Source organism: Streptomyces sp. NPDC006435 (assembly GCF_040612315.1).
Taxonomy (GTDB): Bacteria; Actinomycetota; Actinomycetes; order Streptomycetales; family Streptomycetaceae; genus Streptomyces.
Genome location: NZ_JBEXPY010000004.1, coordinates 14,856 through 38,693, shown reverse-complemented (window position 1 = coordinate 38,693; position 23,838 = coordinate 14,856). Strand labels below are relative to the sequence as shown.

Genomic DNA, 23,838 nt, shown 5'->3' with positions numbered 1-23,838 from the left:
CATACCGCAGGACTGTTCTGACGCTCACAGCCCACCCCTACGGCTACGCCTGTTGGCCTCGGCAACCCTGGTGCTCAGTTCCTCTCGCACCGCTTGTGGACGGGCTTGGCGGTCCGGGCACTTCGGGCTGCCGCATTCGCACTTCGGCCAGCGAAAGGGCGAACCGGGGCCAAGGTCCGCTCCCTCCGGCCCGGGGTCGGACTTGCTTACCAGGAGCACACCGTCGACACCGCGCGCTCCGGAGAGACGGGAGAGGAACTGCCGGGCCTCGTTACTGCCCATGTGATTAGCTGCTCGGGTTTCGAACGTCCTGCCGTCTCCCACAATGACCCGCCTTCTTCCGTGAATTCTGGATTCAGCAATGATTCATCGAAGTGCGGGAGTTGCCCACCATTATTCTCGTTCTGGACTAAAAATCACCGGTAAGCTTCTGCCCATTCTTGAAGCAGAACCCTTGCGTCTTGATCGAACTGGGCGCACTCTTCGAAGAGTGAGAACACTGCCCGGTATTCAGAGATGTCGCGGACGTCTCGAAATACCATTCGACCCGTGAAGTTCTCCACCGTGGCCAGTCGGTCGTCATAGATTGTGAAAGTGTTCATGGGGCCGCGAGGTGCGACGGTTCCTGTTGGTATGACGCCGATGTGAACATTTGGCAGGCGGGATAGTGATGCGAGGCGGTCAATCTGCATAGCCATGGCCAGAGCCGGCACGATCGCCCACCTTGCAGCCTGCTCGGTGAGCAGGAAAGTGAAAGACTTCGACGTGTCATAAAGGACCGCTTGACGGTCCAGTTTTCGGGTCACCGTCTTGAAAGGGTCGCCCGGGGTGTGTCCAAGGCTGGCACGAATGAACTCGGGTGTGGCTAGCAGGCCGGTGATCATGGAAGGCAGGAAGTACCTAAGTTCCGTGGCCTCGGCCTCCAGTGAAGCCAGCTCCGACTGCCGCCTCTCCATGCCGCTACGCCAGGAGGATCTCTTGTCCTGCCATTCGGTATTCGCGATGCGCGCTAGAGCTGTGACTTCGGATATCGCTTCAGGCGAGGCATCAAGCGCTCGAAGGATGCGCTCAACATCCACGAGCTTCGGAGTCTTCTTTCCGGTCTCAAACTTACTAATCTGGCTCTGCGACATGTTGCAACGCCGAGCGAGCCGGTCCCCTGTGAGGCCGGCCCGCTTGCGCAGCGCGCGGAGTTTTTCTGCCAGATCAGTCCTGGACTGACCTAGTTGTTCAGGCTCGAATGTCACTCAGATTCTTTCACGTACTCGGCGAACGGAACGGAGCGGGCCAGGGCAACACGCTTCCATTCCAGATATGGGCTGACGTCGCCATCGAACAGTTCGCGGTTAATCTGAGTCCCATCCGATCGGAAGTTGAGGTGGACGATCTTTGATTCATCGAACATCCACCAGTCGGTCTCCGAGAGAGGGAGTCCGTAGTCGCTTTGAGTAACATCCAGAACTCGAATGTTCTCTCCAGCCTCGATGTTTCCAGGGATTCCCCAGGCGAATTGGTACCGCTGGTAGGCCGTCAATGGCTGACGCACGATCCGCACTCGCCCGATGGTGCGCCCCGACGCTATGAAGCCTCGCACGCGCTCATGCCACCGCGCATTGTGGTCAACTGGCTTCGGCTCTCCACGAAGGAAGCGGGCGACGTTTTCGGACTCCTTGGGCATGGTGTAGGCGGGTTGCGCCTCGAACCGCCATGCCTCGCGTTCGTACGCGTCGAACGTCCTCCGCCACTCGTCACCATCCAAGAGCACGTACAGCCTCCCTCAGCACTGCTTCCGGGATCTCCACCAGAGCCTCGCCCTTCGGGGTCTGGAAGGCGTCAGACAGGTCCCCTTGGACAACGAACGAGCCGGACGTCGTCCGGTATACGTTCGGGCAATCGTCGTCGTCACAGTTGGGCCCGTTCAGGCTGCCCGTAAGCCGCGTCAGTTCACTGCGCGCCATGGCGCCCCCTCTCGTCCGGCCCTGGTAGGGCCCCTGCCCGACGACGCTACGGAGAGCGTTGCCCCTCGTCCATGCCGACTCTGGAATATTCCCGATCCGGCATAAACGATCTTGTGAGAAGGTGCAGCCGCCCGCTCCCTCATTGCGGACGCGGTGGCATCCCTGAGCTGACCAGTGGAGGCGACACCTCGCGTACGGATGAGCATGGGGAAATGCTGGGGAGGCACCCCATGAAGAGGGTATCCATGCAGGTCAGGGCGATACATGCGGTAAAGCACCCAGATCTACGAGGGTGCGAACCAGGTCCAGCGCATTGTCATGGCGCGGAACCTGCCGTAACGGTTGCTGTCCCGAACATCCGGCCCCCGATGGCGACCGCCATCGGGGGCCGGATGCGTGTATGGGGCCGCAGGGCCGGGTGGGTCACTCCTCGGCGAAGACTTCGTCGGCGGTGGTGGCCGTGGCGGCGCGGTTGAGCCACTGACGGAGGAGCTGAGGGTCGGTGCAGCTGGTGATCTTCTCGTGGAACTCGTCGGCGGTGGGGATTCCGCGCACCTTGAGAATGAGCAGGATTCCTTCGGCCAGTCCTTCGGCCCGGCCCTCGGCTCGGCCTTCGTCCCGGATTTCTTCCGACATGAAGGACTTGTAGAAAGAGAGGTCCACGGCCACCAGGTTCCTCCACTGTTGTGCGGCCGAGCGGTTGCCCAGGCCCTGTGCGGTGAGTTCGACGATGGGATTGGCGATGGTTTCCGGTGCGTCCCGCAGTGCGGCGGACAGGGTTTTCAGTATGGCACCGACGTCCGGATTGTCGGCGTGTGTGATGGCGGCCAGGGTGGCGAGCGCGAGGTCCTTGCGGGCCTCGGCCACGTCGGTGATGACGGGCATGTTGTGCGGCCCGGCGACGAGGGGGCTCAGGGTGAGTGTCTGCCACCGACGGACCCCGATGGAGACGGGGCGCGCGGCCCATTCGGCGGTGGCGTGGTCCTGGCAGACGACCAGCAGCAGGACGGGCAGGGCATATCTGTTGTGGAGATAGCTGACGTAGTACGGCCAGCTGGCGGTCTTGCGCGGGTCCTTCTTGCCCTGGGCCTCGATGGCGAGGAGAAAGGGCCCCTCGTGCTCCGTCTCGATGCGCAGGAGGGTGTCCACCCGGCGTTCGACGGGACGGGCCTCGGTGAGGTCGGTGGGCAGGGCGACGGCCGAGGTCGGTGGCGGGATGTCGACGCCGAGCACTTCGGAGACGCGGGAGAAGAGGCCGGGGTACTCCTGGAAGATGCGGTGCATTGCCTCGTGGGGCGAGCTGACCATGCAGGTCCGTTCGGGTCGTGGGCGGGGTTCCGGTCAGGCGGCCGTGAGTTGTTCGGTGCGGCAGTCGCGGCAGTGGCTGGGGTGGGGGGAGCGGAAGGCGCGTTCGCAGCCGTCGCAGTTCTGGAGTGGGGGGACGGTGGCCTCGGGGCGGTCGGTGGGGGAGCTGTTCCGGGTTGCCGGGAGTGGTGGTGGGAGGAGCGTCGTGATCCGGTGGCGCAGGAGTCCGGCCGGGTGCTTGAGGGGGCTCGGGAGGTCGGTGGTGAGGGCCTGACGGATGGTTTCGGGGTGGGTCTCGCGTTCGAGCCAGGTGGCCATGCCGGGGGCGAGGGCGCCGATGTCGTGCTCGGAGAGGACGAGCCGGGGCGCGTGGCGGCGCAGGTCGGCCAGGAGCGTGGTGGCCGTGTGCAGCAGTTCCGGGGTGAGGTGTTGTGGCTGGGGGAGCGGGGGTGGCGGGGGCGTCGTGCGTGTGGTGGGGGTGGGGGCAGGGGCGGCAACGGGAGGGGGAGCAGGGGTGGTTGTGCGTGGTGGTGTGGGGGCGGCCGTGGGGCGTCGGCGGGGAGCCGGGGTGGTGGTGGCGGGCTGGTTGTACGAGACGGTGCGGGTGACGATGCGGCCGTCGGCGAGGCGTGAGCGGCTGCGGTGGAGGTAGCCGTGGGCTTCGAGTTCGCGCAGGGCGGCGGCGATGCGGGTCTCGCTCTCGGGGAAGCGTTCGGCGAGGCGCTTGATGCCGATCCTCGCTCCGGCGGGGAGCGACTGGATGTGGGCGGCGAGCCCGATCGCGGTCAGGGAGAGGCCGCGGTGCTGGGCGAGGTGGTTGCCGATGACGGTGAAGCCCGCGGCATGCCGGGAGTTGACGTGGATGACACCGGACGACGGCGTGGCGTCTCCGGGTACGGGGGACGGGGCGCACGGGGGCGCGGTAATCTGCGGGGTATCCATCGGGAAGGGCCTAACTTCCTCGGTGGTCAGGCCCCCGGTTGAGACGGCGAATCTCGGTCGGGGGCCGACGCATGTCTGGAGTTGTCGCGGCGAGCATATGCCGATCAACCCACCCGAAATCCAGCTGAGTTGCCTCATGTCACCTGAGTGGGTGACGGGGGTCGGGTTTGGTTGGGGAGGGTAATTTCCCCAGGTTCTTAAAAGCTTTATGCGTCGTGAGAAACGGGGACGCGGCTCACCGGGTCGTGGATTTCCGCGACCCGGTGGAGCGGTCGCGGTACCAGGTCGAGTTCGGCCCAGACCGTCTTGCGCGGCACGGGTCCGGTGACGGTTCCCCAGCGGTCGGCGAGCGCCGCGACGATCAGCAGCCCGCGCCCGGATTCCGCGTCGGCGTCGGGGGCGGAAGCGGCGGGCAGTTGCTCGCCCCGGGTGTCGGTCACCTCGATCCGCAGGAGCTCGTCGCGGTGGACGGCCAGACCGAGCCGGAAGTCCCGGCCCGGTACGCGGCCGTGGACGGCAGCGTTGGCGGCCAGCTCGGCGACGATGTGCGCGGCCGACTCCACGGGCAGCCCCCAGTCGCTCAGGTGCGCCGTGGTCAGGAGGCGGGCGAGCCTGGCGCCCCGGCGGGTGGGGGAGAGCAGCACCGTGAACTGCCGGGTGGGAGCGGAACGTTCGGTTCGGGTGATGTGTTGGTTCACATCGCTCAGCGTGGCCGGGGCATGCGTAGCGTGAACAGCGACAAGGCCCCTACGTACGGTGATTGTCCCGTGCTTGTCCAGTGCTGTCCCGGCTGTCCGGGGTGACGCGTGGGGGACACCAGGGGTTGGGCCAGGAACGGCAGGCGCGTCGGAAGTGGGGCACGGATGAGCGTGGATGAAGTGGGTGCGGAACGCGGCGACTACGGGGTGGACGAGCCGGGCTGGGACGTCGACCCGGACGACGAGTCGGGAGCGGCCGTGGTCGCGACGGTGGGCCGTCAGATCAAGGCGTGGCGGGAGGCCGCGGGGCTGCGGGCCGGCGAGTTCGGGATCGCGATCGGGTACGGCGAGGACATGGTCTACAAGGTGGAGGGCGGCCGCCGTATCCCCCGGCCGGAACTCCTGGACAAGGCGGACGAGGTGCTCTGCGCGGGCGGGAGGATCGCCGCGATGAAGCAGGACGTGGCGGAGGTCCGGTACCCGAAGAAGATCCGGGACCTGGCGGGGGTGGAGGCGAAAGCGGTCGAGATCGCGGCCTATGTGGGACACGGCCTGCATGGGCTGTTGCAGACTCCGGGGCACGCTCGGGCGTTGTTCGAGGCCCGACAGCCCCCGTACTCGCAGGACGAGGTGGAGCGGATGGTAGCCGGGCGTATGGCACGGCAGTCGATCTTCGAGCGGTCGCCCGCGCCCGCTCTGAGTTTCGTCCAGGAGGAGTCGTCGCTCTGGCGGCCCATCGGGGGCACAATGGAATGGCGGCGGCAGCTCGAACGTCTGTTGGAGATCGGCCAGTTGCGCAACGTCACCCTTCAGGTGATGCCTACACGCCGTGAGGCGCATCCCGGCATGGATGGGGACATCAGTGTGCTGAAGTTCAGGGATGGTTCGGCGGTTGGGTGTTCACACGGGGCGTTCAACGGGCGTCGGGTGACCGACCCGAAGCAGCTACGTATTCTCGAACTGCGGTATGGCACCATCCGGGCCGAGGCTCTCACGCCCCGAGAGACCCTGGCCCTCATCGAGCGAATGCTGGGAGAGACATGATCCGCAGGACTTCCGCACAGGACGTTTCCGAGTCGGCCTGGTTCAAGAGCAGCTACAGCAGCAACGGCAACGAAGGCGACTGCATCGAAGTCGCCGCTTCCCCCGGTGCGGTGCACGTCCGGGACTCCAAGGACGTCCAGGGCCCTCGCCTGGCCTTTGGTCCCGATGCCTGGGCGGGCTTCGTCTCCTACGCCGTCGCCGAGCGCTGATCCCGTACGAGGCCGGGCGTTGACGTCGTACGCGGCCGGGCGCTGATACCGCTCGGCCGTGTGTGCGACTGCGGGCGTCGCCGTCGGCAAGGTTCCGTACCTCCTTCCCGTATTCCCCGTACCCGCCGTCCATGACCTCGGCACACTGGGTGCATGAGCGATCACCCACAGGCACCGCCGGACCACCTCGTCATCAACGTGCGGCGCAGGGACGACCCGGTGTCCCTGGTCACCGAGGCGGACGCGCTCGCCGCGTCCCGGACGTACGCGAAGATCGTGGTCCGGGGGCCGCTCTTCGGCATCGCCGAGCAGTGCCGCGGCGAGCGGCCGCGGTGGCGGATGCTGACCGGTCTGGACACCGGCTATCCGCAGGACGCCCGCGACGAGCTGAACTCCCACCTCTGGTTCAGGGCCAGGGACGAGGCGAAGGATTCCCGCGAGCGGCGCTCCCTGCTGGACGCGGTGGCCCGGCTGGAGACCGAGCCGGTGAACGAGCTGACCGCCGGTGACACGCGCTACCGCGTCGTGCGCGCCGACGAGTTCGCCCGGATCGGCGAGCGGCGCATGGAGCCGCCCAGGCCCACGGACGTCGACTCGGAGGGCTGGGAGGGCCCGGCGAGTACGCCCTCGACGACCGAGGGCTTCGTCATCGACCACGCGGCGGCGGTGGGACTGACGGAGGGGCTGGACCGGATGGGGATGGTGCCGGTCGCGTACACCTCGGAACGCTTCCCGCCCGACGTGCTGGCGGACTCGCAGCGGGCGTTGCGGACCCACCCGGGCCTGGTGCTGTTCCCGGTCGTCTTCCGGGTGATGGAGCGCAATGAGCAGTCCTGGTCGATGGTGTCGGGGCAGCTCTCCACCCCGCAGGAGGCGCGGCGCGCACTGGTCGACCATCTGAGGACGATGCTGCCGCTGACCGAGCGGCTCGACGAGCGGGAGGCCGCCGTGTACGCGCGGGCGGCGGACGCGTTCATGCGGCGGACGCGGCCCAACGAGCTGAGCGTGCGGGGGCGTTGCTTCGAGATCGCCCGGATCGAGCGGATGATGCGCATCGGCCCCGCCGGGCCGGAGACACCGCGGCGCTCGGACGTCGACGACCAGGAACCCTCGAAGATCCATCCCACGATGGACGAGTGGGGCAACATCACCCGCGGTTCGTAGCGGACGAGCCGCGACGGGCGGAGACGGACGGAAGGGCCCGGACGGAGACGGGCGGAGACGGACGGAAGGGCCCGGACGGATTCGTTCGTCCGGGCCCTTCCGCGCGTCAGGTGTCGTCACTTCCCGGTGACGGTGACCTTCTCGTCGTTCTTCAGCTGCTCCACCAACTGCCCGACCTTGGTCTTGTCCCAGACCACGTAGCCGCCGACGATGCCCGACATCGGCATGTTCATCGACTTGCCGTCGCCGCCCGTGACGTCCTTCATGGCGAAGAACATCTGGCTCAGGGACCAGAGCGACATGTCCTTGTCGACGATCAGGGTGTCCAGGCCTGCGCCCATCGTCGGGTAGAGCTTGAACGGGTTGAGGATCGTGGACGGCGTCGCCGTCTGGCTCGCCAGCGCCGCCAGGAACTTCTGCTGGTTCTTCGTGCGGGCCAGGTCCGCCTCGGCGAAGGCGTACCGGGTGCGGACGAAGGCCAGCGACTCCTCGCCGTTCAGCGTCTGCTTGCCCGCCTGGAAGTCGGCGCCGGACTTCTTGTCCTTGAACGCCTTCGGGATGTCCAGCTCCACGCCGCCGATCGCGTCCACGATCTTGGCGAAGCCACCGAAGCCGATCTCGACGTAGTGGTCGATGCGCAGCCCGGTGTTGAACTCGATGGTACGGACGAGGAGTTCGGGGCCGTCCATGGCGTACGCGGCGTTCAGCTTGGTGACCTGGCCGCGACCCGGGTAGAGCTTGCCGGACTCGGATCCCTTGAACGAGGGGATCTCGACCTTCGAGTCACGGGGCAGGGAAATCAGCGTCGGCCCGTTCGATCCGTCGTGCAGGATCATCATCGAGTCGGTGCGGCCGTTGTCTTTCGGGCCGCCCGTGTGGAGCTTCTTCTTGTCCTCGGAGGTCATGCCCTCGCGGCTGTCGGAACCGACGATCAGGTAGTTGGTGCCGTCGCCTTCCTCGGGCCGCTCGATGACCTTGGAGAGGTCCACCTCGCGCTTGAGCTTGGAGTCGGCCCAGAAGTACGTGCCGATGGAGACCACGAGCACCACGACCACCAGGGCCAGCGAGCCTATCTTGATCCGACGGCGCCAGTCGGGCGGCGGGCCCTGGACGCGACCGCCGTCGTTCCGGCCGCCCCCGCCCCCGCCCCCGCCGTTGCCGCCGGCCCGTCGGCCGTCGCCGTAGACCTGTCCCGTGTTGTAACCGCTGTCGTACGCCGCGTTGTCACCGGGGGCGTACTGCGGCGGCTCCGGCCGGCGCTGCCGGGGCGCCGAGCCGCGCGGCGCGTTGCGCGGCTGCGGCGGCACGGAGGGCCGCTGGACATGCCGCATCACGCGGGCGCTCTCGGGTCGGTCGTTGTCGCTGCCCTGTCCGTAGCGATTTCCGCTGCGGTTGTCGTCGGTCCGCCCGTCGGGCCAGTCGCTCATACGGACCAGTGTGCAGGCCGGTGCCGTCCGCCTCACAGGGGGTACGGGAAATCGGGGCGGGCCTGTTGCCAAGCTGATGCATTGCCGCAGGACGCGGGACCCCGCATAAGGTGGACGGTATGACAGATCAGGCCACGCGCCCGGAGGGCGACATACAGGGCAAGCCGACCGCGGCTTCCCGGACCACCCTCAGCCACATCATGACCGGCAACGACACCAACCTGCTGGGCACGGTGCACGGTGGCGTGATCATGAAACTGGTCGACGACGCGGCCGGTGCCGTGGCCGGCCGGCACTCCGGCGGTCCCGCCGTCACCGCCTCGATGGACGAGATGGTCTTCCTGGAGCCGGTCCGCGTGGGTGATCTCGTTCACGTCCGTGCCCAGGTGAACTGGACCGGTCGCTCCTCCATGGAGGTCGGCGTCCGGGTCATGGCCGAGCGGTGGAACGAATCCACCCCCGCCCAGCAGGTCGGCAGCGCCTACCTGGTGTTCGCGGCGGTCGACGCGGACGGCAAGCCGCGCCCCGTACCGCCGGTGATACCGGAGACCGAGCGTGACAAGCGGCGCTACCAGGAGGCGCAGATCCGCCGCACCCACCGCCTCGCCCGGCGCCGCGCGATCAAGGAACTGCGGGAGAAGCGCGCGGCGGACGGCATCGACGACTGAGAGCCGTCGAGGGGCCTCGGGCCGGACGGCGTCGACGACCGGACCCCCGAGGGGGCGCGGTCACGGGCAGGCGACCTCGTCGCCCGTGACCGTGTCGAACTCGCCCCGGTCCGTCTCCTCGGCCCGCACCTTCCGGACCTTCTCGAAGTCCGCGCCCGCCGTCACCCGCAGCGTGGCGCCCTGGCCCGCCACCGCCCGCAGCTCGGCCCCGGGCAGGGCCTCGGCCAGGGACTTCGCGGACCGGTCCCAGCGCGGGTCGTAGGTGATCAGGGTGCGCTTCAGGTCACCCGGGGCTGCATTCGGGGTGTCCGGGGCCGTGCCCTGGGCGGTCGGGGGCGTGCCGGGGGCGGTCGGGGGCGCGTTCAGCGGGGTCCGTGTGGTGTCGAAGCCGGTGGCGTGCAGCGCGTCGTCGACCTTCCGGCCCAGGCCCTCCCTCGCGGTCCCGTTGTAGACCTGGACCCGGATCCGCTGCGGGTCGACGTCGACCTCCACGGCCTTCGGCCGCGCGGGGCGCTTCGGGGCGAGCGGCTCGTCCTCGCGCAGCGCCCGGAAGAGCTTCTCCGACTTCTGCTCGTCCCACTTGACCGTCGAGCCGATGCCCTTGACCGGGTAGGAGACGTTCCCCATCGGGACGGAGGCGAACTCGGACGAGGCGGGGGAGAAGCCGCGCATGGCCTGGCCCAGCTCCAGCATCTGCTCCGTGCCGAAGTCCTTGTCGGCCCGTACCGAGCTCAGCATCGTCGAGGCGACGTCCCGGAACTTCACCGGGTTCAGCAGCACCCCGCTGCCGGTCGCCCGCTCGATCAGCGAGGCGAGGAACTTCTGCTGGCGCTGCATCCGGCCCAGGTCGGCGGCCCCGTCGATGTGCCGGGAGCGCACGTACTGCAGGGCCTGTCCGCCGTTCAGCTCATGGGTGCCCGCGGCCAGGTCGAGACCGGTGTACGGGTCCTTCATCGGCCGGGTGGTGCAGATCTTCACCCCGCCCAGGGTGTCCACCGTCTTCATGAAGCTGGTGAAGTCGACCTCCAGGTAGTGGTCGATCTTGACGCCCGTCATGTGCTCGACGGTCCGCACGGTCAGGCCCGGTCCGCCCTCGGCGTAGGCCGCGTTCAGCTTCACCGGGTGGGCGGTGTGCTGCTCGCCGGTGGTCCGGTCCCGGTGCGCGGGGATCTCGGCGTAGCTGTCGCGGGGCAGCGAGACGACGCTCGCCCGCTCCTTGTCCGCCGACAGGTGCACCAGCATGATCGTGTCGGTGCAGTGGCAGGGCGCGCCGCCCAGCCGGTACAGCTTCCGCTCCTCCGGGGTGATCCGGTCGCGGCCGTCGGTGCCCACGAGCAGCAGGTTCGTGCCGTTGCCCGCGCGGGGCCGGTTCTTCATGTCCTTGAACGGGTCGACCCGGTCGATCCCGGTCTCCAGGTCGGTCACCACCGCGTGGCCGATGCCACCGGCCCCCAGCACCAGCACGGAGAGGCCGGTCACCATCCGCATGCCCCAGCGCGGACGCTCGTCCTGTCTTCTGGAGCGGTGCCGCGGCGGAAGCGCGCGGGAACGCGGCGGACGGGGGGAGCGGGGGGAGCGGTGCGGCGTGGGCACGGGGGGACACCTCCGCGGTGCGAGGGAAACCATTCGCACAGTAGGTCCATATGATCGGATGCCCGGTGCGTGACCCGGCGGGGCGCGTCCGTGTCCCCCATTCGCGGTAACGCGGCGGCCGGATGGTGACGCCCGGCGGGTGAGGTGAGGACCCCGGGTACCCCGAAGGGGCCCTCCGAAGCTTCGGAGGGCCCCTTCGGCGCGTCGTCGTGCGCCCGTTACCAGGTGAAGCCCGGCTGGATGTCCATGCAGGCGCCCTCGTTGTCGCCGTTGAGCGCGCGTGCGCTGTCCGGGGTCTTCTCGTCGGCCTCGTCCGCCTTGTAGTCCCCGTTCTCGCGCCAGTCGGCCCCCACGGTCAGGGTGATGCCCGAGACGTCGGTCGACTTCTTCACCGCCGACATCGGGATGCCGAGCGCCTTGGCCACGGCCTGGGCGTTGCCCTCCATGTCCACGCTGGGGAAGAGGATCTTGGTGCGGGCCGCCGCCTCGGTGTTCTGGGCGTCGACCGTGGCCCGGTCGAAGCCCTTGTCGGCCAGCTGCTGCTTGACCGTCGTGGCCCGGCCCTTGACCGGGTAGTCGAGTCCCACGCGCGTGCCGTTGCGGATGCTGACCGGGATCTCGGCAATCGGTGACGTGGGCTCCTTGACGGTCGGCTTCTTGCGCTTGGAAGCCTTGCCGTCGAGCGGGATGTCGTCGCGGACCATCTGGAAGAGCTGGTCGGCGTCGCCGGCCTTGGGGAGCACCCGCCCGTCGAGCGCGCCCGTGCCGTAGACGTTCGGCATCGTCGTCATGGTGATGCGCTTGGTGGGGGCCTTCTTGAGCTCCTCCGCCAGGTCGTACAGCTTCTTGACGGTGTCGAGGCCCTTGTCGACCGTCAGCGCGTCGGTCGCCGCCTCGGCCAGGTTCATCAGCTTGCCGGGGTCGGTGAGCTTGGTGCCCTTGCGCAGCTCACGGACCATCGAGTTCATGTACATGTGCTGGGCGTGCGTGCGGCCGAGGTCGGTGCCGTCCTCGAAGCCGTAGCGGGTGCGCAGCCACTGGAGGGCCTGCTCGCCCTTGATCTTGGTGGTGCCCTTCTCCAGCTTCAGCCCGGAGCCCTTGCCGTCCCTGGTGCGGGAGTGGACGTTCTCCTTGACGCAGACCGGGACGCCGCCGATCGCGTCGGCCATCGAGACCACACCGGCGAAGTCGATCATCATGAAGTGGTCGATGGTGATGCCGGTCAACTCGTACCAGGTGGCCACGCTGCATCCCGGACCGCCGCGGCCGAGCGTCTCGTTGGTCATCGAGAGACCGGTGGAGGCGGGGTAGACGCGCTTCGTCTCCGGGTCGGTGCACTTGGGGATCTTCAGCATCGTGTCGCGCGGCATGCTGATCACCGACATGTTGCTGCGGTCGGCGGACAGGTGCAGCAGCATCTGCACGTCGGCCAGCGGCGGCGCGTCGAAGGTGTCCTTGGCCCCGCCGAGCTTCTGGTTCTCCTTGGAGTCCCGCGCGTCCGAACCGATGAGCAGGATGTTCAGCGGGGTCTGACCGGCGGCGTTGGCCTTGTGGTCGGCCATCTTCCGGTCGCCGAGTGTCAGATCGGCCTTCTTGATGTTGCTGTTGAGGTGCTCGTAGTAGAGGTATCCGGCCCCCGCGCCGCCGATTATCAGCAGCGCGAGAACGGACGCGCTCCAGCGCAGCACCCGGCGTTTGCCCTTCTTGCCGTGGCGCTTCGGCCCCCCGCGCCGATGACCGCCCGACGAGGACGCCGACCGTCGGCCGCCGCCTTCCGGATTCGCGTCCTGTTCCGACGCGCCCTCGCTCAGCCCGTCCTCCGGGTCGAGTTGACCGGTGTGGCGGACGCGTGATCGTGTCCCCTCCCCGGGCGTGCTGCTCCGTCCCACCGGGACCCCCCTGTTGCTCGGACTCGTGATGTGGCGCGGTGACCCGGTGTCACTTGGCGCACTCTGCCTTGTCGGCGTTTGCCTGCTGGACGTCCGCCGGAACCTTGGTGGGTCCGACGATGGGTGTGCCCGCGCTCTCGAAGTCGTCGCCGAGCGTCAGGACCATCGCCTGAAGCCCCTCGGCGTCCTCGGTGCCCTGCTTCATGGCCGAGCCGGGCAGGCCCATCATGGCGGCCAGGGCGCGTGCCTGGTCCGCCTGGTTCGGTGCGTACTCCAGCGTCGTCTTCGCGGTCTTCGCCGGGGCGTTGGCCTTGTTCGACGACTTGAGCACGCCCTTCTCGTTCTGCAGCCAGACGACCGTCGTCTGCGCGGCCCCGGGGACCTTGCCGCCGTTGTACACGTCCACGCGCACGTCGCCCGCCGCGGCCTTGGGGCCCTTGAGGAGCGCGTCCTGCTTGCTCTTCGCGGCCTTCTTCTGCGACTTCACCTCGGTCAGCGAGGTGTCGTTGCGCATCATGGCGAACAGCGGCTCGGCCTTCGCCTCGTTCAGTACGACGGTGGCCTTGACCTTCTCGGCCGGGTTGTCGAGCACCGGCACCGTGGTGAAGGTGATGTTCTTGGTGTTGACCTTGCTGAGCTCCTGGGCCAGCGAGGCCAGCTTCTTCCCCGTGCCGATGCCGGTGTCGACGGTGAGCGCCTTGGTCGCGGCGTCCGCCAGCTTGTACAGCTTGGTCGGGCTGGTCAGGGTGTCGTCCGACTGCATCTGCCGCATCATCGAGGCGATGAACTGCTGCTGGATCTTGATCCGGTCCAGGTCGCCGCGGTTGCCGAAGCTGTGCCGGGTCCGTACGAACGCCAGGGCGTCCTCGCCCTGGATGCGGTGCTCACCGGCCGGCAGGTTCAGGTGCGAGTCCGGGTCCTTGACCGGCTTGGCCAGGCAGACCTCGACGCCGCCGACCGCCGTGGACAGCTCCTTCACCGCGTTGAAGTCGACCATCATGAAGTGGTCGACCTTCAGACCGGTGATCTGCTTGACCGTGTCCATGGTGCAGCCCGGGTCGCGGCCCTCCTGGCCGAGGCTGTTGTTGAACCGGACGTTCGGGGTGCCCGGGATGGTCTTCTCCGAGCCGTCCTCCTGCTTGCTCCTGCACTCCGGGATGTCGGTGATCAGGTCGCGAGGGATGCTCAGCGCCGTCGCGTTGGTGCGGTCCTCGGAGACGTGGAAGAGGATGTTGGTGTCGGCGTGGCCCACACTGTTCTTGTCGCCGTAGCCCTCGTTGCCCTTGCCGGTGCGTTTGTCGGTCCCGATGATCAGGATGTTGACCGGGGCGTCGTTGTCGAAGACGTTCTTGTTGCCGGACCCGCCCACGTCGACCGTGCTCAGGTTGCCGTTGAAGTGCTGGTACAGCGCGTACCCGGCCGCCGACAGGCCGACGAGCACGAAGGCCATCGCGCCGCCCGTCCACAGCAGCGCCTTCTTGCGGCGGCTCTTGGCGGCCTTGGGCGCCTTGCGGCTGCGGCGGCCCGCGGGCTCCGACCCCGTCGCCGTACCGCCGGACCCGGAACCGTCCTGGCCGCGTCGGCCGTTGGCCGAACGGCGGCTGCGCTGGCCCGGCACCTCGTGGCGCGCGTCCGGCCCGTTGCCGTCCCGGGCCGCGGCGCGGCGCCCGGCCCGGCCGTCCCGGGGGGCGTCGCCGTGCTCCGAATCCCCGTCCCGGACCGGGCCCCTGCTATTGGGGACACGCGGCGCGGAAGTCCGGGAAGAGCTTGCCGAATCCCCTCCGGAATGATTCAGTCGCAGTTCGTAATCACCGGTCTGCGGGTTGAGTACCCACTGGTCCGCGGGATCGATTTCGTCCGCCCGCCCACGACTTTGCGCATCCACGGTCGCTTGAGTCCTCCGTCGGTGCCACGCCAGGCGCCTCCCCCGATCAGGCGCTCGTTCTTTCGCTCCAGAAGTGCGCGGCCTGGCGGCCGGAAGCACCGGATCGCGTCACACTATCGGCCCCGTTCGGCATCGAGCGACGAGCGTGACAAATTCCACGGTCCTTACAACTGGTCATACTGCCCATTACACGCCGATCACCGGCCTCTGCTTGGGAATTGCTTTACTGCTCGCACAGGTCCGCCGCCGCGTTGTTGCCCGAATAGGTCGGTGTGGGGCTCGGTCCGGAAGCCTCCGGAGAACCGGTCGCGGCATTCTTTTTCCGGTTGTTCTTCTCGCCGTCATCCCCGGAGCGGTCCGCGCCGTCCCCGGACGGGTCCGCGCCGTCCTTGAGCTGGTCCGCCGGGACGACGACGACCGGGTCGTCCTCGCGCAGCCGCTTGAAGAGCCGGTCCGCGTCGGGTTGGACGAGTTCGTCCCGGTTCCGGTTGGCGGCGTAAGGCTGCCGGGGCACGGTCAGGAACTGAACCTTGTCGGTCGGTACGTCGCGCATGCCGCGCACCAGCTCGTACAGGTCCTTGAGGCTGTCCAGGCCCGGGTCCGTGGTCAGCGCCTTGGTGGCCGCGTCCAGGACCGGGTAGAGCCGGGTCGGGTTGAGCAGGACGCCGTTGCTCTGCACCTTGTTCACCAGCGCGCCCAGGAACTGCTGCTGGCGGTCCATCCGTTCGGTGTCGCTGCCGTTGCCGATCGACTTGCGGGCCCGTACGTAGCCCAGCGCCTGCTCGCCGTCGAGCGTCTGGCGCCCGGCGGGGAGCTTCAGGTGGGCGTCGGCGTCGTCGACCGGCTTCTTGAGGCAGACCTCCACCCCGTCCACGGCGTCGACCATGTCCTTGAAGCCGTTGAAGTCGACGACCATGTGGTGGTCGATCCTGACCCCGGTCAGCTTCTCGACGGTGCGGACCGTGCAGGCGGTGCCGCCGAGCTCGAAGGCCCAGTTGAACTGCGCGAATTGTTTCTTCGTCGCTTTGCCGTCCGCAGTGTGACAGACCGGGACGTCCACCATCAGATCGCGCGGCAGGGACATCGCGGTGGCGCTCTTCCGGTCCGCCGCCAGGTGCAGCAGGATCGTGGTGTCCGAGCGCTGGCTGCCGCCGTCGTCGCGGCCGTACTCGCGGTTCTCGCCGGCCCGGCTGTCGGAGCCGATGAGCAGGATGTTCTCCGCGTCGTGCACCACGGAGACGGGCCGCTCCCGCTCGTACGCCTTCAGTTCGGCCGCCGCGGAGACGTCCGTCCTGATGTTGCCGTCCAGCTTCCGGTACAGCCACCAGCCGACGCCCGCCGCGACCAGGACGACGAACGAGGCGCCGAGCGCGGTCCAGCGCAGCCAGCGGCGTCGATGTCCGTCGGCGGGCGCCGGGGCGGTGCCGGAGCCGGCCCCCGGCCCGCTGTCGCCCGGGGCCGAGTCGTCGGAGTCGTCCGGCGGTCCGGCGCTTTCGCTCACGTCTGCGTCCATCCTTCACGTTCGGCGGCGCGCTGGGCCGCCGGTCGCAGGAGTAGACGGCTGAACCTCACGCTTGGTTGTGTCCCGGGTGGGCCGTAACGCCGATCATGTACCGGAGTTGGGGTGCGACCCCGGGGACTCGGCCCGGTGTGGGCCGGACGGGTGGCACTCAGGGCACCTGTCATGCCGTCCTGTTGGTGACCCGCTCGCTCTCGACGCGCTTCGCCAGGGCGTCGGCGTCCAGCCGGTCCAGGTTCCGGCACAGGACCACGGAGCCCCCGACGGCCAGCGGTGCGAACAGCCCCGCGCTCAGTCCCTCCCAGCTGTCGTACGCACCCCCGGTGAGCAGCCGCGACCCTGCGGTCAGGCCGAGCCCGGCGGCGTCCTCGCGGGCCCGTGCCACCAGTTGCGCCGACGTCAGCCCGACACCGTCCACCGCCAGTGCGGGGGCGTCCGGGTCCACGGGGGCGAACGGGGCGAACCGGTCGCCCTGTCCCGGCACCTCGACCGCGTAGTCCGCGAAACCCTCCGGCGGCTGCGGGAACCTGCCGCCCAGCGGGCGCAGCGCCAGGGCGATCCGCTCGCCGGAGCAGGCGCGCGCGGCCTCCAGCGTGTCCGGGCCGCTGACGACGAGGCCGGCGGCGGCCGGGTCGCCCTGCACGTCGGCGACCACGCCGACCGAGGAACAGGCGAGCAGCCAGACCGCGGACTGCCAGTGCGCGGGCAGCAGGAGCGCGAGCCGGTCGCCCGGCTCGGCGGCGAGGTCGCCCTGGAGGAGATTGGCGGTCTTGGCCACCCAATTGGCGAAGGTGGCCACCGACAGTTCGACGCGTTCTCCGGTGGCGTCGTCGTAGAAAGTGACCAAGGGGCGGGCCGGGTCCGCGGCGAGCGCGGAACGCAGCAGGTCGGCAGGGGTGCGGTCGGTGGCGTTCATCCGCGCAAGAGTACGCGGCGGAGGTGGGCCGGGCGGGGTGGAAGGGCGCCGGGGACACCGGTTCGGCAGACGGTCCGTCAATTGCGGAGGTATGTCCGGGTAGCCGGAGTTGCAGAATTATGTCCAATATCATTTTTATGCGTGCCTTCCTAGCATCTTCGATCGGTGTCACCTGCGCGGCCGTCCTCGCACTGCCGTCGGCCGCGCCGGCGGGCGCCGCCCCCGACACCCGCACCGTTCCCGCCGCTCCCGCCGGGTCCGCGGCCTCCACCGACCTGCCGGGCTCGACGCAGTCCCTGCCGATGCGGCCCCTGCCGACCGCGTCCGGCCGGGCCGCCGAGAGCTCCGGCCAGGGGCTGACCGAACGTGAGGTCCGGCCCTTCTCCCTGGTCGGCGTCGTCTGGGACGACGTCGACACCGAACTCCACGGCACGGTCCAGGTCCGCACCCGGGCCGCCGGCACCGACCGCTGGTCGGACTGGCAGGACCTGGAGACGCACAACGCGGAGCACGCCGCGGACCCCGGCTCCGCCGAGCGCGATTCGGGCACGGTCCGGGGCGCCACCGCCCCGCTCTGGGTCGGCGACTCCGACGGCGTCGCGGTCCGCGTGGTCCCCGACCCTCCGGACCCGCAGGACCGGACCGGGCACGTGGTGTCGCTGCCCGGCGGGCTGCGGCTCGAACTCGTCGACCCGGGCGAGGACCCGCGACCGCTTTCCACGACGGACGGGGAGACGGGGGACGCGACGGAGCCGGGTGCCGGGGAGGCGGAGGGCGTCGGGAACGTGACCGGGGCCCAGGCCGCGCCGGACGGCCAGGCCATGACGGGGGCCCAGCTCCTGGCGGACATCCGGGCCGAGGCGGACGCCCAGGTCCTGGCGGGCATGCAGGCCGCGACCGGCGCGACCGCCACCCTGCCCGCAGCGGAAACCGGGACCGGGACGGAGACCGGGACCGGGACGGAGACCGGGACCGGGACGGAAGCCGGGACCGGGACGACGGGTGCGGAGACTGCGACGGAAGCCGGGACCGGGACGGAAGCCGGAGCCACGGCGGAAACCGGGGCGGCCGGGACGGACGGCCGCACCACGGCCCTCGAACCGAACGTGCTCCCCGCCCTGAGCCGGGCGGAGACCGAGGCCCAGGCCGGGACGGAGGGCAAGGCGGCGGCCGGTGCCCGCCCGTACATCGGACCCCGGCCGCGCATCGTCACCCGCAAGGGCTGGGGCGCGGACGAGAAGCTCAGGGAACGCGCCTTCGCGTACACCAAGACCGTCAAGGCCGCGTTCGTCCACCACAGCGCCACGGGCAACAACTACAAGTGCTCCCAGGCGCCCTCGGTGCTGCGCGGCATCTACCGCTACCACGTGAAGAGCAGCGGCTGGCGCGACTTCGGCTACAACTTCGCCGTCGACAAGTGCGGAAACATCTACGAGGGACGCGCGGGCGGCGTGACGAAGCCGGTCCTGGGCGCGCACACGCTCGGCTTCAACTCCAACAGCATGGGCATCGCGGTGCTCGGCACCTTCACCAAGTCGAACCCGCCCGCCGCGGCCGTCACCGCCGTCTCGAAGCTCACCGCCTGGAAGCTCGGCCTGTTCGGCGCCAACCCGAAGGGCAAGGTGACCCTGGTCTCGGGCGGCGGCAACAAGTACAAGAAGGGCAGGAAGGTCCAGCTCAACGTCATCTCCGGTCACCGGGACGGCTTCGCAACCGAATGTCCCGGAGCGCGTCTCTACAAGAAGCTCGGCTCGGCCAGGACCAGCTCCGCCCGCCTGCAGGGCCGCTGACCGGAAGCCTGCGGGACCGGCGCGGATCGCTGCGCCTGCCGATCGGGCCGGTTGGACCGGTCTGCATACACTGGCCAGCCGAAACAGGCCAGGTCCCAGCAGGAAGCAGAGTCAGTGCCGTGACAGAGGCAAAAGAAGCGATCCTCCTGGTCGGTGGCAAGGGGACCCGGCTGCGCCCGCTCACGGTGCACACGCCCAAGCCGATGGTTCCGGCGGCGGGCGTCCCGTTCCTCACGCACCAGCTGGCACGGGCCCGCGCCGCCGGTGTCGAGCACATCGTGCTCGCGACGTCGTACCTGGCGGAGGTCTTCGAGCCGTACTTCGGCGACGGCTCGTCGCTCGGCCTGCACATCGAGTACGTCACCGAACGCGAACCGCTCGGCACCGGCGGCGCGATACGCAACGTCGCGTCCCGGCTCGCGGCGGGGCCGGACGAACCGGTCCTCGTCTTCAACGGCGACATCCTCACCGGCCTCGACATCCGGGCGCTGGTCGCCACGCACGCGGACTCCGGCGCGGACGTCTCCCTGCACCTCACCCGGGTCGAGGACCCGCGCGCCTTCGGCCTCGTGCCGACGGACGGGAACGGCAGGGTCACCGCGTTCCTGGAGAAGCCGCAGACGCCCGAGGAGATCGTCACCGACCAGATCAACGCGGGGGCGTACATCTTCCGCAGATCGGTCATCGACACCATCCCGGCCGGCCGCCCCGTCTCCGTCGAGCGCGAGACCTTCCCCGGACTCCTCGCCTCCGGCGCCCACCTCCAGGGCATGGTCGACTCCACGTACTGGCTGGACCTCGGCACCCCGCAGGCATTCGTGCGCGGCTCCGCCGATCTGGTCCTGGGCCGCGCCCCGTCACCGGCGGTGCCCGGCCGGTGCGGCGACCGGCTCGTGCTGCCGACGGCCTCCGTCGCCGACGACGCCAAGCTCGGCGGCGGCACGGTGGTCGGCGAGCGCGCCCGGATCGGCGACGGGGCCCGCATCGACGGCTCCGCGATCCTGGCCGACGCGGTCGTCGAGCCGGGGGCGGTGATCACCGACTCGCTGGTCGGGGCCGGTGCCCGGATCGGCAGCCGTACGGTGCTGGCGGGCGCGGTCGTCGGGGACGGTGCCCGGGTCGGCGCCGACAACGAACTGCGCGACGGCGTACGCGTCTGGTGCGGGGCGGTCCTCCCGGACGCGTCGGTGCGCTTCTCGTCCGACGAGTAGGCGGACCGAGCGCTTCACGGACGGCGCGCTTCACGGACGGCGCGCTTCACTGGCGGAGAGCTTTATGGGCGGCGCGCGGGCCGCGGGTCCGGTGCGGCGCTTACCCTCGACAGGCAGCCCCGACGACCGAGGACCCCATCGTGGCCGGACGATTCGCCCCCCGCAACGCTCCCCGCACGGCCCTCCCGCACCCGGCATCGGTACCGGCTCCGGCATCGGCTTCTGAACCGGCTTCCGCCCCGGCCCCGGCTCCGGATTCCGCTTCGGCTCCTGGAACCGGTGCGCTGACCCGGGAGTGGACCCCGACCGGCCCGCTCGACCTGCGGCTCGTCATCGGCCCACTGCGCAGGGGGCCCGCCGATCCCACGTTCCGGATGACCCGGGACGGCACGGTCTGGCGGGCGAGCCGTACGCCCGCGGGGCCCGGCACCCTCCGCCTCGCCGCCCGGGGCGGCCGGATCGAGGCGGCGGCCTGGGGCCCCGGCGCGCCCTGGCTGCTGGACCGGCTCCCGACGCTGCTGGGCGCGACGGACGACCCGGACGCCTTCCGCCCCCGCCACCGCCTGCTCGCCCTGACCCGGCACAGCCGGCCGGGTCTGCGCCTGGTGCGCACCGGCCTGGTCATGGAGTCGCTGATCCCGTCGATCCTGGAACAGAAGGTCACCACGGACGAGGCCTACCGCGCCTGGCGCCTGCTGGTCCGGGGGCACGGCGCCCCGGCGCCCGGCCCCGCGGACCACGCCCCCTTCGCCGCACTCGGGCTGCACGTCATGCCGGACGCCCGCACCTGGTCCCTGATCCCCTCCTGGGAATGGCACCGGGCGGGTGTCGACGCCAAACGCTCGGCCACGATCCTGCGCGCGGTACGGGTGGCCCGCCGTCTGGAGGAGGCGTCGGCCATGGAACTCCCCGAGGCCACGGCCCGCCTGGAACTGATCCCCGGCATCGGCCCCTGGACCTCGGCCGAGACCCTCCAGCGCTCGAACGGCGCGGCGGACGCGGTCACGGTCGGCGACCTCCACCTCCCCGGCATCGTCGGTCACGCCCTGGCGGGCAACCGGGACGCCGACGACGAGGAGATGCTGAGGCTCCTGGCCCCGTACGAGGGGCAGCGCCACCGCGCCACCCGGCTCGTCCTGCTGTCGGGCCGCACCCCGCCCCGCCGCGCCCCGCGCAGGACCCGCGGCGACATCGCCCGCCTGTAGCGCCGGTGCGACGAGGCGTCCGCCGTACCGGCCGGGAACCGCTCGTCGTACCGATGCGATGTCCGCCGTACCGGCCGGGAGCCCCGTCCCGCCTCACCGCACCGTGACGAAGTCCTCCGCGTCCCGGCCCGCACGGGCCACCGGCGCGACCAGCGGGCGGCCCACCGCGACCGCCCCCAGCGGGTCCCACGACTCCGGCAGGTCCAGCACCTTGCGCACCACGTCCCGGCAGAACATCGTCGAGGACACCCACGCCGACCCCAGCCGCTCACCGGCCAGCGCCACCAGGAAGTTCTGGATGCCGGCCCCCGCGGCGACCACGAACATCTCGCGCTCCGCGCCGTCCCGCCGCTCGTCCCCGTACGTGTGGGAGCCGTCCATCACCAGGCACGGCACCACCAGGTACGGCGCCCGGCGCAGCACGTCACCGCGCCGCACCCGCTTCGCGATCGACTCCTCGCTCTTCCCGTCGCGCCGCAGATCCGCGATCCACGCGTCCCGCATCGCGTCGAGCAGCCGGGTCCGGGACTCCTCTGACTCCAGCAGGACGAACCGCCACGGCGTCGTGTGGTGCGGCGCGGGCGCCGTCACGGCGGCGGCCACGGCCCGCCGCACCGCCCCCGGGTCCACCGGGTCGTCGGCGAACTCGCGCACCGTGCGCCGCAGGGTCACCGCCTCCCGCACCGCCTCCGACGTACCGAGCCGGAACATGTCGTCGGCCGCGCCCCGCACCATCGCCCGGGCGCCGCCCGCCTCGTCCGTCGGGTCCACCACGTGGCCGAGCCCCCGGACCACCGCGACCGGCAGCCCCGCGGCCTTGCCCTTGACCAGGTCGCCGGCCGAGGCCAGTTCGTCGGCGGTGGCCACCACGGTCGCGCTCAGCGGATTGCCGTACGCGTCCGTGCCGCCGCGCAGGTCGTCCAGCACCCGGACCCCGGCCGCCCCGATCGCCACATCGGTCAACCCGCTGCGCCAGGGGCGCCCGAAGGTGTCCGTGACGACGACGCCGACCTCGACGCCGAGGCCGTCCCGCAGCCCGTCCCGGATCGCCCGCGCCGAGGCGTCGGGGTCCTCGGGCAGCAGCAGCACCGTCCCGGCGGGGGTGTTCGAGGCGTCGACCCCGGCCGCGGCCATGACCAGGCCCTGCCGGTTCTCGACGATGCGCAGCGTGCCGCGCCGCGCCACCACCCGTACCGTCTCGGCGTCGATCGCCGCCTCCCGGTCGGTGGCCTCGACGATCCGGCCCTCCGCCTTGGAGACGATCTTCGAGGTGACCAGCAGCACGTCGCCGTCGACCAGCCCCGGCTCGGCCGCGGCGATCAGCTTCGCCAGGTCGTCCCCGGCCCGCACCTCGGGCATCCCGGGCAGCGCCCAGACCCGGTAGGCCGGCGGGGAAGAAGGAGCGGGGGAAGCAGAGGGGGCGAGGACGTCCGCGGGCCCGGGGGAGTCGGCGCTCACGCCCGTACCTCCTCGGCCAGCGCCAGTGCCTGCCGCGCCATCTCCGCCGTCGCGTCGACATCGGTCATCATCAGCGGCACGGCGCGGCACCGGATGCCCGCGGCCTCCACCTCGTCGACCGCCCCGGCGTCCACGGTGTCGACGAGCCAACCGTCGAGCAGCCCGGAGCCGTAGTGCCGGGCCACGGCCGAAGCCGTCGACTCCACGCCCACCGCGGCGAGCACCTTGTCCGCCATGCCGCGCACGGGCGCGTCCCCGACGATGGGGGAGAGGCCGACGACCGGCACCCCGGCCTCCGCGACGGCCTCCCGGATGCCGGGCACGGCGAGGATCGTCCCCACCGACACGACGGGGTTGGACGGCGGGAAGAGGATCACGTCGGCCTCGGCGACGGCCTCCAGCACGCCCGGCGCGGGCTTGGCCTGCTCGGCGCCGACCGGCACGATCGCCTGCGCCTCGACCGAGGCGCGCAGCTTCACCCAGTACTCCTGGAAGTGGATCGCCCGGCGCTCGCCGTCGAGGTCGACCGCGACGTGCGTCTCGACCCGGTCGTCGGACATCGGCAGCAGCCGGACACCGGGCTTCCAGCGCGCGCAGAGCGCCTCGGTGACGGCGCTCAGCGGGTAGCCCGCGCCCAGCATCTGCGTGCGGACGATGTGCGTCGCGAAGTCGCGGTCGCCGAGCCCGAACCACTCGGGCCCCACGCCGTACGCCGCGAGCTCCTCCTTGACGTGGAAGCTCTCGTCCGTACGCCCCCAGCCCTGCTCCTCGTTGATGCCACCGCCGAGGGTGTACATCACGGTGTCGAGGTCGGGGCAGACCTTCAGCCCGAACAGATGGATGTCGTCACCGGTGTTGCCGATCACCGTGATGTCCGCCCCGGGCGCGGCCTGCTTGAGGCCACGCAGGAAACGAGCACCGCCGATACCGCCGGCCAGAACCACAATGCGCATGCGG

Annotated in this window: 21 protein-coding genes; 7 read left to right on the top strand and 14 right to left on the bottom strand. The window is 70.2% G+C overall.

Annotated features, from left to right (window positions below):
• Positions 1-416 precede the first annotated feature (416 nt).
• From ABZZ04_RS06185 to ABZZ04_RS06160, 6 genes are all read right to left on the bottom strand, one after another.
• On the bottom strand, positions 417-1,247 hold the full coding sequence (locus ABZZ04_RS06185; RefSeq protein ID WP_356931004.1) for a helix-turn-helix transcriptional regulator: 831 nt from the start codon (positions 1,245-1,247) through the stop codon (positions 417-419).
• Positions 1,244-1,765 carry a DUF6879 family protein gene (locus ABZZ04_RS06180; protein ID WP_356931003.1) on the bottom strand — a complete coding sequence of 174 codons (522 nt, stop codon included), beginning with the start codon at positions 1,763-1,765 and terminating at the stop codon, positions 1,244-1,246. The genes ABZZ04_RS06185 and ABZZ04_RS06180 overlap by 4 nt, the downstream gene beginning before the upstream one ends.
• Complete coding sequence (locus ABZZ04_RS06175; protein ID WP_356931002.1) at positions 1,749-1,958, bottom strand: hypothetical protein; 210 nt, start codon at positions 1,956-1,958, stop codon at positions 1,749-1,751. The genes ABZZ04_RS06180 and ABZZ04_RS06175 overlap by 17 nt, the downstream gene beginning before the upstream one ends.
• A 423-nt stretch (positions 1,959-2,381) precedes the next feature.
• Positions 2,382-3,266 (bottom strand): hypothetical protein, encoded by an 885-nt coding sequence (locus tag ABZZ04_RS06170; protein ID WP_356931001.1) that lies wholly within the window; start codon positions 3,264-3,266, stop codon positions 2,382-2,384.
• Positions 3,267-3,299: 33 nt separating this feature from the next.
• Positions 3,300-4,205 (bottom strand): helix-turn-helix domain-containing protein, encoded by a 906-nt coding sequence (locus ABZZ04_RS06165; RefSeq protein WP_356931000.1) that lies wholly within the window; start codon positions 4,203-4,205, stop codon positions 3,300-3,302.
• Positions 4,206-4,411: 206 nt separating this feature from the next.
• A complete protein-coding gene (locus tag ABZZ04_RS06160; protein WP_356930999.1) occupies positions 4,412-4,903 on the bottom strand; it encodes an ATP-binding protein in 492 nt (163 codons plus the stop codon).
• Between the two features lie 165 nt (positions 4,904-5,068).
• Between ABZZ04_RS06160 and ABZZ04_RS06155 the strand changes: the two genes are divergently transcribed.
• The 3 genes from ABZZ04_RS06155 to ABZZ04_RS06145 all read left to right on the top strand — a co-directional run bounded on the left by ABZZ04_RS06155 (position 5,069) and on the right by ABZZ04_RS06145 (position 7,320).
• Positions 5,069-5,947 (top strand): helix-turn-helix transcriptional regulator, encoded by an 879-nt coding sequence (locus ABZZ04_RS06155; protein ID WP_356930998.1) that lies wholly within the window; start codon positions 5,069-5,071, stop codon positions 5,945-5,947.
• Positions 5,944-6,156, top strand: coding sequence for a DUF397 domain-containing protein (locus ABZZ04_RS06150; protein ID WP_356930997.1), 213 nt, complete (start codon positions 5,944-5,946; stop codon positions 6,154-6,156). The genes ABZZ04_RS06155 and ABZZ04_RS06150 overlap by 4 nt, the downstream gene beginning before the upstream one ends.
• Positions 6,157-6,309: 153 nt before the next feature.
• Complete coding sequence (locus ABZZ04_RS06145; RefSeq protein WP_356930996.1) at positions 6,310-7,320, top strand: DUF5954 family protein; 1,011 nt, start codon at positions 6,310-6,312, stop codon at positions 7,318-7,320.
• A gap of 116 nt (positions 7,321-7,436) precedes the next feature.
• On the opposite strand, the gene ABZZ04_RS06140 is transcribed toward ABZZ04_RS06145, so the two are convergent.
• Positions 7,437-8,747, bottom strand: a complete 1,311-nt coding sequence (locus tag ABZZ04_RS06140; protein WP_356930995.1) for an LCP family protein — start codon at positions 8,745-8,747, stop codon at positions 7,437-7,439.
• Between the two features lie 119 nt (positions 8,748-8,866).
• On the opposite strand from ABZZ04_RS06140, the gene ABZZ04_RS06135 reads away from it, so the two are divergent.
• On the top strand, positions 8,867-9,415 hold the full coding sequence (locus ABZZ04_RS06135; RefSeq protein WP_356930994.1) for an acyl-CoA thioesterase: 549 nt from the start codon (positions 8,867-8,869) through the stop codon (positions 9,413-9,415).
• 60 nt (positions 9,416-9,475) lie between these two features.
• On the opposite strand, the gene ABZZ04_RS06130 is transcribed toward ABZZ04_RS06135, so the two are convergent.
• From ABZZ04_RS06130 to ABZZ04_RS06110, 5 genes are all read right to left on the bottom strand, one after another.
• Positions 9,476-10,903 (bottom strand): LCP family protein, encoded by a 1,428-nt coding sequence (locus tag ABZZ04_RS06130; protein ID WP_356930993.1) that lies wholly within the window; start codon positions 10,901-10,903, stop codon positions 9,476-9,478.
• 323 nt (positions 10,904-11,226) lie between these two features.
• A complete protein-coding gene (locus ABZZ04_RS06125) occupies positions 11,227-12,897 on the bottom strand; it encodes an LCP family protein (RefSeq protein WP_356930992.1) in 1,671 nt (556 codons plus the stop codon).
• A 49-nt stretch (positions 12,898-12,946) separates the two neighbouring features.
• Positions 12,947-14,782 (bottom strand): LCP family protein, encoded by a 1,836-nt coding sequence (locus ABZZ04_RS06120; protein ID WP_356930991.1) that lies wholly within the window; start codon positions 14,780-14,782, stop codon positions 12,947-12,949.
• Positions 14,783-15,005: 223 nt separating this feature from the next.
• On the bottom strand, positions 15,006-16,283 hold the full coding sequence (locus ABZZ04_RS06115) for an LCP family protein (protein WP_356930990.1): 1,278 nt from the start codon (positions 16,281-16,283) through the stop codon (positions 15,006-15,008).
• Positions 16,284-16,464: 181 nt separating this feature from the next.
• Entirely contained in the window at positions 16,465-17,217 is a 753-nt protein-coding gene (locus ABZZ04_RS06110; RefSeq protein WP_356930989.1) for a TIGR03089 family protein, read from the bottom strand.
• A 137-nt stretch (positions 17,218-17,354) separates the two neighbouring features.
• On the opposite strand from ABZZ04_RS06110, the gene ABZZ04_RS06105 reads away from it, so the two are divergent.
• From ABZZ04_RS06105 to ABZZ04_RS06095, 3 genes are all read left to right on the top strand, one after another.
• Entirely contained in the window at positions 17,355-19,007 is a 1,653-nt protein-coding gene (locus ABZZ04_RS06105; RefSeq protein WP_356930988.1) for a peptidoglycan recognition protein, read from the top strand.
• 119 nt (positions 19,008-19,126) lie between these two features.
• Positions 19,127-20,218 carry an NDP-sugar synthase gene (locus ABZZ04_RS06100; protein WP_356930987.1) on the top strand — a complete coding sequence of 364 codons (1,092 nt, stop codon included), beginning with the start codon at positions 19,127-19,129 and terminating at the stop codon, positions 20,216-20,218.
• Between the two features lie 140 nt (positions 20,219-20,358).
• Complete coding sequence (locus ABZZ04_RS06095) at positions 20,359-21,423, top strand: DNA-3-methyladenine glycosylase 2 family protein (protein WP_356930986.1); 1,065 nt, start codon at positions 20,359-20,361, stop codon at positions 21,421-21,423.
• Between the two features lie 93 nt (positions 21,424-21,516).
• Here ABZZ04_RS06095 and ABZZ04_RS06090 read toward each other — a convergent pair whose 3' ends face one another.
• The gene (locus ABZZ04_RS06090; protein ID WP_356930985.1) at positions 21,517-22,881 is read right to left on the bottom strand and encodes a coenzyme F420-0:L-glutamate ligase; all 1,365 of its coding nucleotides are present in this window, start codon (positions 22,879-22,881) and stop codon (positions 21,517-21,519) included.
• On the bottom strand, positions 22,878-23,834 hold the full coding sequence (cofD, locus tag ABZZ04_RS06085; protein WP_356930984.1) for a 2-phospho-L-lactate transferase: 957 nt from the start codon (positions 23,832-23,834) through the stop codon (positions 22,878-22,880). Before cofD ends, ABZZ04_RS06090 begins: the two co-directional genes overlap by 4 nt.
• Positions 23,835-23,838 lie beyond the last annotated feature (4 nt).